This window comes from Nonomuraea sp. NPDC049158 (assembly GCF_040648335.1).
Lineage (GTDB): Bacteria > Actinomycetota > Actinomycetes > Streptosporangiales > Streptosporangiaceae > Nonomuraea.
Genome location: NZ_JBEZDM010000001.1, coordinates 906,980 through 922,008, shown reverse-complemented (window position 1 = coordinate 922,008; position 15,029 = coordinate 906,980). Strand labels below are relative to the sequence as shown.

The window sequence follows — 15,029 nt, the reverse complement described above, 5'->3', positions numbered from 1 at the left end:
CTCAAGTGGTACGGCTCGCGCGACCACCCCTAGCCACGCGAGCCGTACCCACTCTCAAACGGCGAACCCGCCGAGCAACAGCGCGGCCAGCCCCAGCGCCAGCAGCAGGTTCACCGCCGTCGCGGCGGCGAAAACGCCGACCGGACGCCAGCCCGCCTCCCTGAATGAGGAGAGGCAACTCCAGCCCGATGCTGACGAACGCCAGAATCAGGAAGCACACTCGCAGCTCGTTCACCACCGCGATGGTGGCCTTGTCACCGCCCAGCCCTCGTCGATCAACCGCACATTTCCACACTAAACCTACATAGAATAAAGGTAAACCACTGGGGCCTCCGAGTCAATTTTCCGAAAACTCTGCGTAGTTGTTCGATAACATTCTGTACATGGTCACCGCCCAACACGAGGCACTTCACCGGATCTTCCAGGAAGACCCCTCTCTGTTCGCCCGTACCTTCGAGCGCCTCCTCGACATCCCCCTCCCCGCCGACTGTGCGGTCTCCGTCATCGACACCGACCTCACCGAGCTCTCCCCCATCGAGCGCCGAGTCGACACGGTGCTTCAACTGAAGACCGACCTCGGAGACCACCTGGTCATCATCGAGGCCCAGACCGGCGCCAAACCCAAGAAGTCCAGCAGCTGGGCTTACTACGTGAGTTACCTGCATGCCAAACACCACTGCCCCGTCATCCTGGTGGTGGTGTGCCTGGACGGGATCACCGCCCGCTGGGCCCGGCGCCCGAAGACGATCGGCCTGACCGACAGGCCGACCCTGACGCTCAAGCCGATCGTGCTGGGTCCCGACAACGTCCCGGTGATAACCGACGTGGCCGAGGCGTCGGCCGACGTATGGCTCGCCGTCTTTTCGGCACTCACACACGGGCGTTCGCCAGAGGTCGCTGACATACTTGAAGTCCTGGCCACAGCCCTGGACACGATCGACCCCGGCACCGCCGGCTACTGCGCCGAACTCACCGAAGTGGGCCTCGGCGACACGGACGCCCGACAACTCTGGAGAACACTGATGTCGACCAAGACGTACCGCTATCAGTCCGAGTTCGCCCAGCAGCTCCGCGCAGAAGGCCATGTAGAGGGCGAGGCCAAGATGCTGCTACTGATCCTCGACCGCCGAGGCATCACCATCTCCGAGGAGGCCCGCGAGCGCATCCGTACCTGCACCGACGTAGCCGTCCTCGAATCATGGGCCCACCAGGCCCTGACCATTGATTCCGCTGACGAGCTCTTCGCCTGACAGAACCTCAGACCCGTGGCCATCGGGGCAGTCGGTTTACACCGGTCGGCTTTCGTGATGGATTCGGGCAATGACCGTACAAGGGACGTGCGACCCCAGGTTCTCCCAGGTCGCGGAGGAGTTCGATCGCAACCTCGCGCTTCGCGGCGAGGTCGGCGCGTCGGTGTGCGTGGTGCTCGACGGCGAGGTCGTCGTCGATCTCTGGGGCGGCCAGGCCGCGCCCGGCGTCCCCTGGCTGCACGACACCATCGGCCATGTCTGGTCATGTACGAAGGGCGCCACGGCGCTCTGCGCTCACATGCTGGCCGCGCGTGGTGAGCTGGATCTCGATGCCCCCGTCGTCCGCTACTGGCCCGAGTACGGCGCCCACGGCAAGGAATCGACGCTGGTCAGGCATCTGCTCTCGCATCAGGCGGGGGTGCCGGTGTTGCGCGAGCCGCTGCCGCCGGGCGCGTTCTACGACTGGAAGGTGATGGTCGACCGGCTGGCCGGAGAGCGGCCGTTCTGGGAGCCGGGCAGCCGGCACGGCTATCACGCGCTGACGTTCGGGTTCCTGGTCGGCGAGGTCGTCCGGAGGGTGAGCGGGCGCTCGCTCGGCACGTTCTTCCGCGAGGAGGTGGCCGAGCCGCTCGGCCTGGACTTCTGGCTGGGCCTGCCCGAGGAGCAGGAAGGCCGGGTGGCGCCCACGATCCCCGCCGATCCGCCCTCGGATCCGCCCATGTTCTACGTCAAGGCGTTCACCGATCCCGCCTCGATTCCGGGGCTGCTGCTGGCCAACGAGGGCGGCTACATGACGACGCCCGGCGAGTCGGACAGCCGGGAGGCGCACGCGGCGGAGTACGGCGCCGTCGGCGCGGTGACGAATGCCCGGGGGCTTGCGGGCATGTACCGGCCGCTGTCTCTCGGGGGTGGCGAACTCGTGACCGAGGAGCAGGTTGCCGTGATGGGGCTGACCGCCTCGGCGGGGACCGACGCCGTGCTGGCCGTGCCGAGCCGGTTCTCGACCGGCTTCATGAAGGCGGTCGACAACAGGTACCTGCCGCCCGCCGACAGCGAGGGCGCGCTGCTGTCGGCGACCGCGTTCGGGCACGCGGGCATGGGCGGCTCGCTCGGCTTCTGCGACCCGGCGGCCCGGCTGGCCTTCGGCTACACGATGAACAAGCAGGGCATCGGACTGGGTGTCAACCCACGCGGCCAGGCACTGGCGGACGCCACTTATCGGGCGCTCGGCTACCAGCAAGCCCATGGAGGAATTTGGTACGCGCCGAGGGATTAATCGCGCGATACCCTGGCTTGTCATTACGCATTCCAGGAGCGAGCGGCATGTTCTTCGGTATCACGGATCTCTCGACCTACGTCCTCGGTGCCTTCCTCATCATCCTGCTGCCGGGCCCCAACTCCCTGTACGTCCTGAGTGCGGCGGCCCAGCACGGAGTGCGGCACGGCTACCGGGCCGCGGCGGGCGTCTTCGTCGGCGACACGGTCCTGATGGCCCTGGCGGCCGCGGGCGCTGCCTCCCTGCTGCGCTCCAGCCCGGTGCTGTTCAGCATCGTCAAGTACGCGGGCGCCGGCTACCTGGCGTGGATCGGCTTCCAGATGCTGCGGAGCGCCTGGCGTGCCTGGCGCTCCCGGCCCGGCATCGCCGAGACCGCCGACGCCGGCACGGCCGAGACCGCCGCCTCGGCCGAGACCGCTGACGCGGAAATCCCGGGCAACCGTCTCCGCCCCTTCCGCAAGGCGCTGACGATCAGCCTGCTCAACCCCAAGGCGATCCTCTTCTTCGTCTCGTTCTTCATCCAGTTCGTGGACCCGGGCTACAGCGCGCCCGTGCTGTCGTTCCTCATCCTGGGCGCGATCATCCAGGTCTTCAGCCTGCTCTACCTCACCGCGCTCATCCTCGGGGGCACCTTCCTGGCCACCCAGTTCCGCGCCCGCAGAAAACTCAGCGCGGGCTTGACCTCGGGTGTCGGCGCCCTTTTCCTCGGTTTCGGCGCCAAGCTGGCGACCACTTCACTGAGCTGAAACCGCGTCTACGGCGGGGCGCAAGCGAGCTCTGGTTGAGTGACGATCGGCGGCGGCGCGCCACCCGCGCCGCACCGAGTCGGACAGCCACAAACTCATGGAACGTGGCAAAAGAGGCAGTGGCATACCGATTCGTCGGGTACGGTAAGCCACCGGCAGACCCGGAGTAACCAATTCGTAATCTCCACCGGTCCGTCCGGGAAGCCTGGTCTCCCGAAGCTCGGGTAGTTCGCTGATCGTCGGCCAATTTGCGGAGCAGTCGTGAATCACCCTCCCGTAACCCTGCCGCGTCTGACCGCTCTTGTGCGACAGGCGGTGCCCCGTCTGCTCGAAGGCGTGGTCGCGCCGCTCGCCGTGTTCTACGCCGCCCTGGCCGTGCTGGGGCTCAACGGGGCGCTGGCCGCGGCCGTGTCCTGGGTCTACCTCGGCGTCGCCTGGCGGTTGATCAGGGGCATCCGGGTGCCCGCCACGATGATCCTGGCCGCGATCGCGATCACCGCGCGCGCCGCCGTGGGCTTCTGGACCGGCAGCTGGGTGGTCTACTTCATCCAGCCGGAGCTGGGCACACTCTGCATCAGCATGGCCTTCCTGGCCTCGGTGCGGCTCAACAAGCCGCTCGTGCAGAAGCTCACGCTCGACTACATCCACCTGCCGTCGGCGGTGCTCAAGCATGAGCGGGTGCGCAGGTTCTTCGCCAGGATCACGCTGCTGTGGGCGTTCGTGCTGATGGCCAACTCGACGGTGAGCATCTGGCTCGCGCTGCACGAGTCGCTCAGCACGTTCATGCTGCTTCGCACGTCAGCGGTGGCCGTGATCAGCGGTCTGGCGATCGCCTTCTCGATCTTCGCCTTCAAGCGCGTCCTGCGCCGCTTGCACGTGGCTCACGCCTGACCGTTCGGCCAGCAGGAACGCCCCGCACATCGCCATCACCAGCCCGGTCAGCGTGCCGAACAGCTCCACCAGGCCCTCCGCGCCGGTCATCTTCGCGCCGAGCGGCCCGGCGGTGACCGTGAGGGTCATCGCGTAGAGCCCCCAGGCGAACATGACGCCCGTGCCGAGCCAGCCCACCACCAGCGGCGGCCAGAACGCCCGGGTGCCCCGGCCTCTGACGAGGAGGACCAGCGCGATCCCCGCCCCGAGCGTGAGCAGGCCCTTGAAGCCGTCCTGCAGCACCTGCTCCGGCGCGGGGTTACCGGCGGCCCAGTACAGGCGGGTCCCGCCGAGCAGCGCCGACACCGGCAGCGCCCCTCGGGCGACGACGGTCTGGAACGGCCTGGTCGGGCTCGCGTAGCCGTACCCCAGAGCCGTGGAGAACACCACGGGCCACCGATTCCTGGCGTACAGCACGAACGCCACGATCAGCCCCACGCCCTGCCCGATGAACCCGCCGTAGACCATCATGTAGACCCAGGGAGCGATGGGCCCGCCCGTCACGAAGACCGACGGGCCGGAGACCAGGACGCTGGCCGGCACCGTGACGATCACCACGGACAGCAGGCCGGTGCCGACCCAGAGGGGCAGCAGCACCAGCCAGGCGGGCAGCCGCATGCCCTGCCGCGTGGTGAACGCCAGCGCCAGGAGCAGCGCGACCGCGTCCATGCCGAACGTCATCACGTTCAGCCCGACCATCGCCGGATCGTCCATGAACGCGGGGTCGGAGACGCCCACCGGACGGCCGGTCAGCCAGAAGATCTTCAGTGTCAGGTACGGGAGCATGGCGGCCATCGCCACGACCGCCGCCGTGATGCGGCCGATTCCGGCCTTCTGGGGAGTCATGTGCCAACAGTGCGCCTCCCCACCCCGGTCATCCCTCCCGCAGCGGAGGGATCCGCCTCACCCGTGCGGGGGAACCCGGCGTCCGGATGGGAGTAGGGGACTTCCCTGACGAAAGTCAGGGTGGTGCTGGATAAACCATCCCCGGTAGTGCTAACCCCACCCAAAAGCCGCCCACCCACACTCCTGTGCTGGTAGCCGCGACCCGCTTTGATCGAAGAGCGTCGCCCGGAGGTCGTATGACCGCCCCTGACGAAAGTCGGGGGTCATGTGTGCCGATCGACTGATGTGCCGTGACCTGCGGAGTTTCTAGCTTCAAAAGGTGCGCGCCCTGACCCCTATCGGGGTGGGGCACGCGTTCGACCGGGGTGATCCCCGATGTCCCACGGCACCTCACACAGACACGCTGTGAGGGCGCCCCAACGATCGGAGTACACGCAATGTCGCACGCCATTCTGGATCTGGTCCAGCAGGTGATGTCGTCACCTTGGCTGTACGTGGCGCTGTTCGCGCTGGCACTGCTCGACGGGTTCTTCCCGGTCGTGCCGGCGGAGACCGCGGTGATCACCGCGGCCGTCTTCGCCGCCTCCGGGCAGACGAACCTGGCGTTGGTGATCGTGGTGTCCGCTCTGGGCGCCTTCGCGGGTGACCACGTCTCCTACCTGATCGGCAAGAAGTCGGGCGGGCGGCTGCGGCACCGCAAGGCGTTCGTGTGGGCCGGGAACGCACTGGCCGAGCGCGGCGGGATGATCCTCGTGGCCGCTCGCTACATCCCCGGCGGGCGTACCGCGACCACGCTGACCATGGGCGCCGTACGCCATCCGCTGCGCTCCTTCACCTTCTTCGACGCGATCGCGGCCGCCTCGTGGGGCCTGTACTCCGGCCTGATCGGCTTCTTCGGCGGGATGGCCTTCGAGAACGACCCGATCAAGGGACTGCTGCTCGGCCTGGGCATCGCCCTGTCCGTCACCGGCCTCGTCGAGGTCATCCGGTGGGCGCGGAAGCGACGCGCCACCCAGGCTTCCCCGGAGCGCCTTCCGGTGGACACGTCTGTTTGACCTCGCCCGGTAACCATCTGTTTGAGAGGAGTGGGCATGACTGTCCTGGCCGCCGTTATCGCCCTGGTCGGTTCCCTGTTCTTCGCGCTCGGCGCCGCGCTTCAGCAGTTCGAAGCGGCCGGTACGACCAAGCCCACCCTGCTCATGCTGTTGCGGAGGCCGCGCTGGCTGCTCGGCGGCCTGTCGATCCTGTCCGGCGGCGGCCTGCACATCGTCGCCCTCGGCCTGGGTCCGCTGACCGTCGTGCAGCCGATGGGGGTGGCGAGCCTGCTGTTCGCGCTGCCGATCGCCGCCGCGCTGCACGGCCGCCGGCCCTCCCGCAAGGAGCTGAGCGCCGCGGGTCTGGTGGCGGCCGGGCTGATCGGTCTGGTCCTGCTGGTGCCCGCGGCCGAAGGCCCGACGTACCTGAGCCCGAACGGCGTACTGACGTTGCTGGCGGTCGCCGGCATCGCGTCGGTGCTGCTCTGGGCGGGCTCGAAGATCGCCTCGCCGGCGGGCCGGGCGGCGCTGCTGGCCACCAGTTCGGGCGTGTTGTACGGCGCCACGGCCACGCTCATGCGGGCGCTGGTCGACGGCTCCTGGAACTGGTGGTACCTGCTGGCGATGCCGGTGCCCGCGCTGTTGGCGCTGATGATGCTCCAGCGGGCCTACGCCGTCGGCCACTTCGGCGTCTCCTTCGCCTCGCTGCAGATCGCCGACCCGCTCACCGCGGTCGCCTTCGGCGCGCTGCTGCTCGGCGAGCCGCTGCCCTCCGGACTGGCCCCGATCGCGGCGGCGGCGCTGACCGCGGCGGGAACCCTCGCCCTGGCTCGCACCACTCCGCTGGAGGCGCGCCATTGACCTGCCCCTGAACCACCTACCCCCCACCACCTACTCCCGCACCGGCCTTCCCCAGCCGGTCGGCGATCACCCTTTCGACTGGAGTCCCCTGTCATGGTCATGCCCCTGCGCACCACCACCGCCCAGCGCCCAGAGCTCGCGCCCGTCCCCACGCGGCCACGGCGCATCCTGATCTCCACCGACACCTATCCGCCCGACGTCAACGGCACCGCCGTCTTCACCTACCGCCTGGCCACCGGCCTGGCCGCGCGCGGCAACGAGGTGCACGTCGTCTGCCAGTCGGACCAGGGCCCGGCCACGGCCGACGTGGTCGACGGCGTCGTGGTGCACCGGCTGCGCTCCGCGCCCCTCCTGGTCCACCCCACCATGCGGGTCACCGTCCCCACCCGGCTGGACCGGCTGATGAACGCCGTACAGCCCGACGTCCTGCACTCCCAGGGCCACTTCGTCGTCGGCCGGGCCGCCATCGCCGCCGCCCGCCGCCGCCAGGTGCCCATCGTGGCCACCAACCACTTCATGCCGGACAACCTCTTCCAGTTCGGCCACATCCCCGACCGGCTCCGGCAGAAGGCCGGCCAGCTGGCCTGGCGCGACTTCGCCCGGATCTTCAACCGCGCCGACCACATCACCACGCCCACGCCGCTGGCCGCCAAGCTGCTGGCCGACCAGGGTTTCGCCCGCGAGGTGGAGTCGGTGTCGTGCGGCATCGACCTGGCCCGCTTCTACCCGCACGCCGAGCCCAAGGCGTGGGCCCGCAAGCTGTTCGACCTGCCCGACCGCCCCACCGCCCTGTTCGTCGGCCGCCTGGACGAGGAGAAGCGCCTCGACGATCTCGTCCGCGCGCTGCCGTACGTGCTCAACGACACCGACGCGCAGATCGCGCTCGTCGGGCAGGGCAACCAGCGGCCGGAGCTGGAGCGGCTGGCTGAGCGCATCGGGGTCCGCGAGCGGGTGTTCTTCCTCGGCTACGTGCCCGACGAGAACATGCCGCAGGCGTTCGCCGCGGCCGACCTGTTCGCCATGCCGAGCATCGCCGAACTGCAGAGCATCGCGACCCTGGAGGCCATGGCCAGCGGGCTGCCCGTGGTCGCGGCGAACGCCATGGCCCTGCCGCACCTGGTGGCGGACAACGGCTACCTGTTCGAGCCGCGGGACGTCATGTCGCTGGCCCGTCACATGACCACCATCCTCACCGACGAGGACCTGCGCACCCGCCTCGGCAAGGCGAGCCGCGACCTGGCCCTCACGCACGACCACCAGAACTCTCTGGCCCGCTTCGAGAAGATCTATGACGAGGTGGCGCGATGAGCCAGACGAACCTCCCAGCTCACGGCATGGAGCCGGTTTCGGTGACGGTGCCCGTGGTGAGTGCCGTGGCCGGCGCGCTGGCCGCCGTCGCCGCGCTCGGCTACGCGCAGTTCGCGCTGCCCGGCCAGCCGCTGCTGAGCGACTACGCGCTGATCCCCGGCGGGATGGCGCCCGTGCTGATCGGCATGCTCGCTCTGGCCGGTGCCTGCCTGTCCCTGGCGTACGCGCTGGCGACCCGCGAGCCCGGCCGCAGCGCGGCCGCCCGGGTGCTGCTGCTGGCCGCCACGGCCGGGTTGATGCTGAGCGCGGTCTTCCCCACCGACCCCGGCGACGCGGCGGTCGGCTCGCTGGCGGGTGAGATCCACCGCTGGTCCTCGGCCGTCATCTTCACCACCCTGCCCGTGGCCGGCTGGACCCTGGCCAGGGGCCGCGCGCCCCTGCCGAAGTGGAACCGGGTCAGGGCGCTCAGCGCGACCTCGGTGGTGGCGCTGATCGCCTATCTGGCCGCGCACCCGGCCGCCTTCACCTCGCCGCTGATCGGCGGCGGCTCCTACTACGGGCTGCTGGAACGAGGCGTGGTACTGGCCGACATCGCGCTGGTCGTGTGCATGGCCGTGACCGCCGTGGATCGGCGCCCCACGGTCCGGCCGGCGGCCCAGCCCGGCTCGGCCGAACACCCCGAACATCCCGAACGCCTAGCGGCCTGATGCCTGGTGGCCTGACCGCCTGGTGGGTCTGACGCGCCGATACTTCGCTCGGCGTCGAAGGGATTCCGGCCTAGCGTGGTCCCATGCTCATCACCCGCCATGCCGATGCCGTCTCGGTGCTGGCCGACACCCGTTACGTGCCGCCTCCGGTGCCCCAGGACGCGCCCTCCGGGACGCTCGCCTGGCTCCGTTCCCAGGTGTCCCGGTTCAGCACCGGCGAGGTCCACGCCGACCGTCGCCGTCTGGTCACCGAACGACTCGCCGCGCTCGACCCGGCCGCGCTGAGACAGTCCGCCACGGCGAAGACGCTGGAGCGGGGCGGCGACTGGCCGGGCGTCCCGACGGCGGTGCTCGGCGCCGCGCTCGGGATCACCGACGAGAAGCGGCTGACAGGAGCGGTGACGGCCGCCGCCGCCGGCTACCTGTCGGGCGAGGCCGGGCCCGAGGCCGACGCCGCGGTGGCCGACCTGGTCGAGCTCCTGTCCGGCGCGGGCGACCCGATCCCCGGGATCACCATCCTCCTGCAGGCCCACGCCGCCACGACGGCCCTCATCGCGAACGCGCTCACCCACGCCGAACCCGGCGCCGACACCGGCGCCGACACCGACGACCTGCTGCACGAGACGCTCCGCCACGATCCGCCGCTCAAGGCCAGCCGCCGGCTCGACCGCCAGACGGGCGAGGAGGTCACGATCGACCTGGTGGCCGCCAACCGCGACCCGGCCGTCTTCCAGCAGCCCGAGCGGTTCGACGTCTCGCGCGGCCCGACACCCCACCTGACGTTCGGCTCGGGCGTGCGCCCCTGCCCCGCCTCCGCCCACGCGCTCGCCCTGGCGGCCGGCGTGCTGGAGGCCATCCTGCGACCGGAGGACACCCGATGAGCACACAGTTCCGCGACCTGCACCGGCCGGGCGACCCGCTGCTGCTGCCCAACGCCTGGGACTACGGGTCCGCCGCCATGCTGGCCGCGCAGGGCTTCCCGGCGATCGGCACCACCAGCCTCGGCGTGGCCGCCGTGCACGGCAAGCCGGACGCCGCGGGCGCCACCAAGGCGGAGACGATCGAGCTGGCCGAGCTGCTCACGAACCTCGGCGTCCTGATCACCGTCGACATCGAGGGCGGCTTCAGCGACGATCCCGCGCGGGTGTCCGACCTGGTCGCGGCGCTCGCGGCCCTGGGCGTCGCGGGCGTCAACCTGGAGGACGGCCGGCCCGACGGCACGCTGCGGCCGATCGAGCTGCACCAGCGGATCATCGAGGCGGCCATGGGCCACGGCGTGTTCGTCAACGCCCGGACCGACACCCACTGGCTGAAGACGGGCGACACGCGCGAGCGGGTGAACGCCTACGGACACGCCGACGGTGTCTTCGTCCCCGGCCTGCGCGACCTCGGGGAGATCGCCGAGGTGGTGGCGAGCACGCCGCTGCCGGTCAACGTGCTCTTCCTGCCCGACGGGCCGACGCTGGCCCAGCTCGCCTCGGTGGGCGTCGCCAGGGTGAGCACCGGGTCGCTGCTGTACCGGGCCTCGCTGCACGGGGCGTTGTCGAGCCTGCTGGCCGTACAGGGGAAGGCGGCACCACCGGCGCCGACGTACGCGGAGATCGTCGCGATGCTGCCGGAGCCGCGCTAGCGGGCGTGCGCGGAGATCGTCGTCATGCCGACGCGCCCGGAGATCGCCGCGATCTTCGCGGGGCCGCGATAATCGAGGTATGCGCTTCGAAATCCTCGGCCCGGCACGGGCGCTGGGCGAGGACGGCGAGCCGGTCGCGCTCGGCGGCCCCCGGGTGCGGGGGCTGCTCACGCTGCTGGCGCTCGACGCGGGCCGGGTCGTCGGCGCCGAGCGGCTGGCCGCCGCCCTCTACGGCCCGCAGCCGCCCGAGGGCGTGGCCAACGCGCTGCAGGCGCAGGTGTCGAGGCTGCGCCGGGCGCTGGGCCGGGACCGGGTGGAGTTCCACCCGGCGGGCTACCGGCTGGCGGCCGACCCGCAGGACGTCGACGCGCACCGGTTCGAGCGGCTGGTCGGCGACGGCAGGCGGGCTCTCGGCGGCGACCCCCGCCGCGCGGCGGCGCTGCTGCGCGAGGCGCTGGCGCTGTGGCGCGGCGCGCCGCTCTCCGACGCCCCGTACGCGCAGGCGGCCGCCGCCGGGCTGGAGGAGCTGCGCCTGGCCGCCGTGGAGGACCGCATCCAGGCCGACCTGGAGCTGGGCGCCCACCGCGAGCTGGTCGCCGAGCTGCGGCGGCTGACGGCCGCCCACCCGCTGCGCGAGCGGATGCGGGCCCAGCTCATGCGGGCCCTGTACGGCAGCGGCCGGCAGGCCGAGGCCTTGACGGCCTACGCCGACGCCCGGCGGATCCTCGACGAGGAGCTGGGCGTCGAGCCGGGAGCCGAGCTGGCCGCGGCGCACCTGGCCGTGCTCAGGGCCGATCCGTCGCTGGCGGCCACGGCGGCGGCCGTGAGCAGGCAGGGCCTGCGCGCCCAGCTCACCAGCTTCGTCGGCAGGGCCGAGGAGCTGCGGCAGGTGGGGGCCCACTTAGAGGCGGCCAGGCTCGTCACGCTCATCGGACCCGGCGGGGCGGGCAAGACCCGGCTCGCGATGGAGGCCGCCGAGCGGACCACCGGTGACGTCTGCGTCGTGCAGCTCGCGCCCGTGAGCGACCCCGCCGACGTGCCGAAGGCGGTGCTGGCCGCGCTCGACATCCGCGACACCCGGCTGTCCGGCCATGACCGGCCCGCCGTCGATCCCGTCGCCCGCCTGCTCGCCGCGCTCGCCGACCGCGGGCTGCTGCTGGTGCTCGACAACTGCGAGCATCTCGTCGCGGCCGCGGCCGAGCTGGCCGACCTGCTGCTGGCCTCCTGCCCCGCGCTGCGGGTGCTGGCGACCAGCCGCGAGGCCCTGGGCATCACCGGCGAGTCCCTGCTGCCCGTGGCGCCGCTGCGGCTGCCGCCACCCGACGCCGCGAACCCCCTCGACTACCCCGCCGTCCGGCTGTTCGCCGACCGGGCGGCCGCGGTCCGGCAACCGGTCGACGAGACGAACCTGGCCCAGGTGGCCGGCATCTGCCGGGCGCTCGACGGGCTGCCGCTCGCGATCGAACTGGCGGCCGCGCGGCTGCGCACGATGTCGGTCGGCGACGTCGCGGCGCGGCTCGACGACCGGTTCCGGTTGCTGGCCCGCGGCAGCCGTACGGCCCTGCCCAGGCACCAGACGCTCCGCGCGGTCGTGGCGTGGAGCTGGGACCTGCTCGACGAGCGGGAGCAGCGGATGGCCAGGCGGCTGACGGTGTTCGTGGGCGGCGCCACGCCCGGGTCCGCGGAGCGGGTGTGCGGGCTGCCGGAGGAGGTGCTGTTCTCGCTGGCCGAGAAGTCGCTGGTCGAGGCCGTGGACGGCCGCTACTGGATGATGGAGACGATCCGGGCGTTCTGCGCCGAGAAGCTCGCGGAGTCGGGCGAGACCGAGGCGGTGCGCGAGGCGCACGCCGACTGCTATCTGGCGCTGGCCATCGAGGCGGACGGCCACATGCGCAAGGCCGAGCAGCTGGAGTGGCTGGCGCGTCTCGACGAGGAGAGCGACAACGTGGCCGCCGCCGTACGCTGGTCGGCCGAGACCGGCAGGCAGGCGCTGGGCCTGCGGATCCTCGCCTACTCCGCCTACTACTGGTGGATGCGCGGCCACCGGGGCACCAGTGCGAGCCTGGCCGACGGGCTGATCGCCGATATGGGCAGCACCCCGCCCGACGGTCTTGAGGAGGAGTACGCCATGTGCGTGCTGGTCGCGGCCTGGGGCAGGCAGCCGGGCGACGAGCTGCGTGCCCGGCTGGGCAGGCTCCGCCGCCTGATGCCGGTCGCCTACCTGCCGACGCGGCTGGAGTCCCTGACGATGATGCTGCCGATGTTCACCGGCCCGCCCGACGACTACGAGGGCGTCCAGAAGCTGGTGGCCCACTATTCCGGCAGCCTGTCGCCCTGGTCGCGGGCCTTGATGCACTGCGGCTTCGCGTTCATGCTGGAGATCATCGGCCGTGGTGACGAGGCCGGGGCCGAGTTCGAGCGGGCACTGGCCGCGTTCCGGGCCCTCGGCGAGCGCTGGGGCGCCACGCTGGCGCTCAGCGGGCTCAGCGAGCTGGCCTATGAGCAGGGTGACTACGCGACCTCGCGCGACCTGGCCGACCAGGGCCTGCGGACGTCCGGCGAGCTGGGCGCGAAGGCGGACATGGCCGAGTGCCTGTGCCTGCGCGCGGATTCCATGGCCCGCCTGGGCGACCTCGACGGGGCGCGGGCCGACTATCTGCGGGCCGCCGAGATGGCCCGCCGGATCGGCTCGGGCGACACGATGGCCAGGGCGCACGTGGGGCTGGGCGAGCTGGCGATGCTCCGCGGCGACCGCGACGAGGCCCGCGCGCTCATGGAGCAGGCCCTGGCCGAGTGCCCCGGCGACTGGTACAGCGCGGGCGAGGTCCGCGCCCGCATCCAGGCCGGGCTGGCCGAGCTCGGGGAGATCGTCAGCGAGCGGTAGGCGATCGGTCAGCGCCTCCGATCATGGTGGTCCGCATGCGCACCATCAACAGCAAATGGGCCTGTCTGGCCGTCGCGTGCCTGGCCAGCCTCCTCCTCTCGCTCGACATGACGGTCCTGCACCTGGCCCTGCCCAGGCTGGTCGGCGAGCTCGGCGCGAACGCCACGCAGCTCCTGTGGATCGGCGACATATACGGCTTCGCGCTCGCGGGCCTGCTCGTCACCATGGGCAACCTCGGCGACCGCATCGGCCGCAAGCGCCTGCTGCTCATCGGCGCCGCCGCGTTCGGGGCGGCCTCGGCGGTGACCGCCTACGCCCCCAACCCGGAGCTGCTCATCGCGGCCCGGGCGCTGCTCGGCGTGGCCGGGGCGACGATCATGCCGTCGACGCTGTCGACCCTCCGCAACGTCTTCACCGATCCCAGGGAGCGGACCGCCGCCGTCGGCCTCTGGAGCGGGATGAGCGCCGCCGGGTTCGCCGTGGGGCCGGTCATCGGCGGGCTGCTGCTCGACCACTTCTGGTGGGGCTCGGTCTTCCTGATCAACGTGCCGATCATGGCGCTGGTGCTGGTCGGGGGCGTTCTCGTACTGCCGGAGTCACGCAACCCCGAGGCCGGCCGCGTCGACCTGCCGAGCGTGGCGCTCTCCTTCGCCGGCATCGTGACGGCCATCTACGCGATCAAGGAGGCCGCCCACCAGGGGTTCGCGCACGCCAGTGTGCCGGTGGCGGCCGTGCTGGGCGTGGCGTGCCTGGGGCTGTTCGGGTGGCGGCAGACCAGGCTGGCGGAGCCGCTGATCGACGTGCGGCTGTTCAGGAACCGGGCCTTCAGCGCGTCGATCGGCACCAACCTGCTGGCGATCTTCACGATGACCGCCATGTCGCTGATGTCCGCCTGGTACTTCCAGCTCGTGCTCGGCTGGACGCCGCTTCAGGCCGGGCTGGCGAGCCTGCCGGGCGGGCTCAGCGGCGCGATCAGCGGCATGCTGGCGGGCCGGGCCATCGGGCGCCTGGGCAGGAACGGCGTCGTGGCGCTCGGCCTGGCGATGGCCGCGGGCGCGTTCCTCTGCTACAGCACGTTCGGGCTCGACACGAGCCTGCTCGTCATCCTCGCTCCGCAGTTCCTCAGCGGGATCGGGATCGGGTTCGCCTTCACCGTCAACCACGACAACGTGCTGGCCACCGCGCCCAAGGAGCGGGCCGGGGCGGCGGCCGCGGTGTCGGAGACGGCGTTCGAGCTGGGCGGGGCGCTGGGCATCGCCATCCTGGGCACCCTGCTGAACAGCTCCTACAGCGCCGGCCTGCGCCTGCCCGCCGGAGTGCCGGGCCAGGCCGCCAGGGAGTCGATCGCGGGCGCGCTGCACACGGCCGAGACGCTGCCCGCGGCACAGGCCGGGCAGCTCATCGAGGCGGCCCGGGTCGCCTACGTCGAGGCCGTCCACGTCACGGCGCTGTCCACCTCGGCGATGCTGGCCGTGGTGGCGGTGCTCGCGCTGGTGGGGCTGCGCGGCGTGCCCAAGGTCATTCCCGAGACCGTGTCCGAGACGGTCAGGGTCTGAC

13 protein-coding genes are annotated in these 15,029 nt (G+C 71.4%); 12 read left to right on the top strand and 1 reads right to left on the bottom strand.

Features of this window, described 5'->3' with window-relative positions; genetic code table 11:
• The first annotated feature begins 383 nt into the window (after window positions 1-383).
• From AB0B61_RS04100 to AB0B61_RS04085, 4 genes are all read left to right on the top strand, one after another.
• Window positions 384-1,250, top strand: a complete 867-nt coding sequence (locus tag AB0B61_RS04100; RefSeq protein ID WP_358427605.1) for a hypothetical protein — start codon at window positions 384-386, stop codon at window positions 1,248-1,250.
• Window positions 1,251-1,320: 70 nt separating this feature from the next.
• A complete protein-coding gene (locus AB0B61_RS04095) occupies window positions 1,321-2,526 on the top strand; it encodes a serine hydrolase domain-containing protein (protein WP_358427602.1) in 1,206 nt (401 codons plus the stop codon).
• A 47-nt stretch (window positions 2,527-2,573) separates the two neighbouring features.
• Entirely contained in the window at window positions 2,574-3,272 is a 699-nt protein-coding gene (gene leuE / locus AB0B61_RS04090) for a leucine efflux protein LeuE (RefSeq protein ID WP_358427599.1), read from the top strand.
• Between the two features lie 261 nt (window positions 3,273-3,533).
• Window positions 3,534-4,163, top strand: a complete 630-nt coding sequence (locus AB0B61_RS04085; RefSeq protein ID WP_358427596.1) for a VC0807 family protein — start codon at window positions 3,534-3,536, stop codon at window positions 4,161-4,163.
• Here AB0B61_RS04085 and AB0B61_RS04080 read toward each other — a convergent pair.
• Window positions 4,071-5,048 carry a hypothetical protein gene (locus AB0B61_RS04080; RefSeq protein ID WP_358427593.1) on the bottom strand — a complete coding sequence of 326 codons (978 nt, stop codon included), beginning with the start codon at window positions 5,046-5,048 and terminating at the stop codon, window positions 4,071-4,073. The two genes, AB0B61_RS04085 and AB0B61_RS04080, sit on opposite strands and share 93 nt — an antisense overlap.
• A 437-nt stretch (window positions 5,049-5,485) precedes the next feature.
• On the opposite strand from AB0B61_RS04080, the gene AB0B61_RS04075 reads away from it, so the two are divergent.
• The 8 genes from AB0B61_RS04075 to AB0B61_RS04040 all read left to right on the top strand — a co-directional run bounded on the left by AB0B61_RS04075 (window position 5,486) and on the right by AB0B61_RS04040 (window position 15,028).
• Window positions 5,486-6,103, top strand: a complete 618-nt coding sequence (locus AB0B61_RS04075) for a DedA family protein (protein ID WP_358427590.1) — start codon at window positions 5,486-5,488, stop codon at window positions 6,101-6,103.
• Window positions 6,104-6,139: 36 nt separating this feature from the next.
• Window positions 6,140-6,943 carry a DMT family transporter gene (locus AB0B61_RS04070; RefSeq protein ID WP_358427587.1) on the top strand — a complete coding sequence of 268 codons (804 nt, stop codon included), beginning with the start codon at window positions 6,140-6,142 and terminating at the stop codon, window positions 6,941-6,943.
• 99 nt (window positions 6,944-7,042) lie between these two features.
• A complete protein-coding gene (locus AB0B61_RS04065) occupies window positions 7,043-8,251 on the top strand; it encodes a glycosyltransferase (protein ID WP_358427696.1) in 1,209 nt (402 codons plus the stop codon).
• Window positions 8,248-8,958 (top strand): DUF998 domain-containing protein, encoded by a 711-nt coding sequence (locus AB0B61_RS04060; RefSeq protein ID WP_358427584.1) that lies wholly within the window; start codon window positions 8,248-8,250, stop codon window positions 8,956-8,958. The genes AB0B61_RS04065 and AB0B61_RS04060 overlap by 4 nt, the downstream gene beginning before the upstream one ends.
• A gap of 83 nt (window positions 8,959-9,041) precedes the next feature.
• The gene (locus AB0B61_RS04055) at window positions 9,042-9,839 is read left to right on the top strand and encodes a cytochrome P450 (RefSeq protein WP_358427581.1); all 798 of its coding nucleotides are present in this window, start codon (window positions 9,042-9,044) and stop codon (window positions 9,837-9,839) included.
• A complete protein-coding gene (locus AB0B61_RS04050; protein WP_358427578.1) occupies window positions 9,836-10,588 on the top strand; it encodes an isocitrate lyase/phosphoenolpyruvate mutase family protein in 753 nt (250 codons plus the stop codon). The genes AB0B61_RS04055 and AB0B61_RS04050 overlap by 4 nt, the downstream gene beginning before the upstream one ends.
• A 79-nt stretch (window positions 10,589-10,667) precedes the next feature.
• Window positions 10,668-13,472, top strand: coding sequence for a BTAD domain-containing putative transcriptional regulator (locus AB0B61_RS04045; protein WP_358427575.1), 2,805 nt, complete (start codon window positions 10,668-10,670; stop codon window positions 13,470-13,472).
• Between the two features lie 35 nt (window positions 13,473-13,507).
• Window positions 13,508-15,028 carry an MFS transporter gene (locus tag AB0B61_RS04040; RefSeq protein WP_358427573.1) on the top strand — a complete coding sequence of 507 codons (1,521 nt, stop codon included), beginning with the start codon at window positions 13,508-13,510 and terminating at the stop codon, window positions 15,026-15,028.
• Window position 15,029 lies beyond the last annotated feature (1 nt).

Excerpts from the sequence above, each read along its gene's own strand:
- AB0B61_RS04100 (WP_358427605.1), top strand. The coding sequence starts at position 384 with ATGGTCACCGCCCAACACGAGGCACTTCACCGGATCTTCCAGGAAGAC.
- AB0B61_RS04095 (WP_358427602.1), top strand. The coding sequence starts at position 1,321 with ATGACCGTACAAGGGACGTGCGACCCCAGGTTCTCCCAGGTCGCGGAG.
- leuE (WP_358427599.1), top strand. The coding sequence starts at position 2,574 with ATGTTCTTCGGTATCACGGATCTCTCGACCTACGTCCTCGGTGCCTTC.
- AB0B61_RS04080 (WP_358427593.1), bottom strand. The coding sequence starts at position 5,048 with ATGACTCCCCAGAAGGCCGGAATCGGCCGCATCACGGCGGCGGTCGTG.
- AB0B61_RS04075 (WP_358427590.1), top strand. The coding sequence starts at position 5,486 with ATGTCGCACGCCATTCTGGATCTGGTCCAGCAGGTGATGTCGTCACCT.
- AB0B61_RS04070 (WP_358427587.1), top strand. The coding sequence starts at position 6,140 with ATGACTGTCCTGGCCGCCGTTATCGCCCTGGTCGGTTCCCTGTTCTTC.
- AB0B61_RS04065 (WP_358427696.1), top strand. The coding sequence starts at position 7,043 with ATGCCCCTGCGCACCACCACCGCCCAGCGCCCAGAGCTCGCGCCCGTC.
- AB0B61_RS04060 (WP_358427584.1), top strand. The coding sequence starts at position 8,248 with ATGAGCCAGACGAACCTCCCAGCTCACGGCATGGAGCCGGTTTCGGTG.
- AB0B61_RS04055 (WP_358427581.1), top strand. The coding sequence starts at position 9,042 with ATGCTCATCACCCGCCATGCCGATGCCGTCTCGGTGCTGGCCGACACC.
- AB0B61_RS04050 (WP_358427578.1), top strand. The coding sequence starts at position 9,836 with ATGAGCACACAGTTCCGCGACCTGCACCGGCCGGGCGACCCGCTGCTG.
- AB0B61_RS04045 (WP_358427575.1), top strand. The coding sequence starts at position 10,668 with ATGCGCTTCGAAATCCTCGGCCCGGCACGGGCGCTGGGCGAGGACGGC.
- AB0B61_RS04040 (WP_358427573.1), top strand. The coding sequence starts at position 13,508 with ATGCGCACCATCAACAGCAAATGGGCCTGTCTGGCCGTCGCGTGCCTG.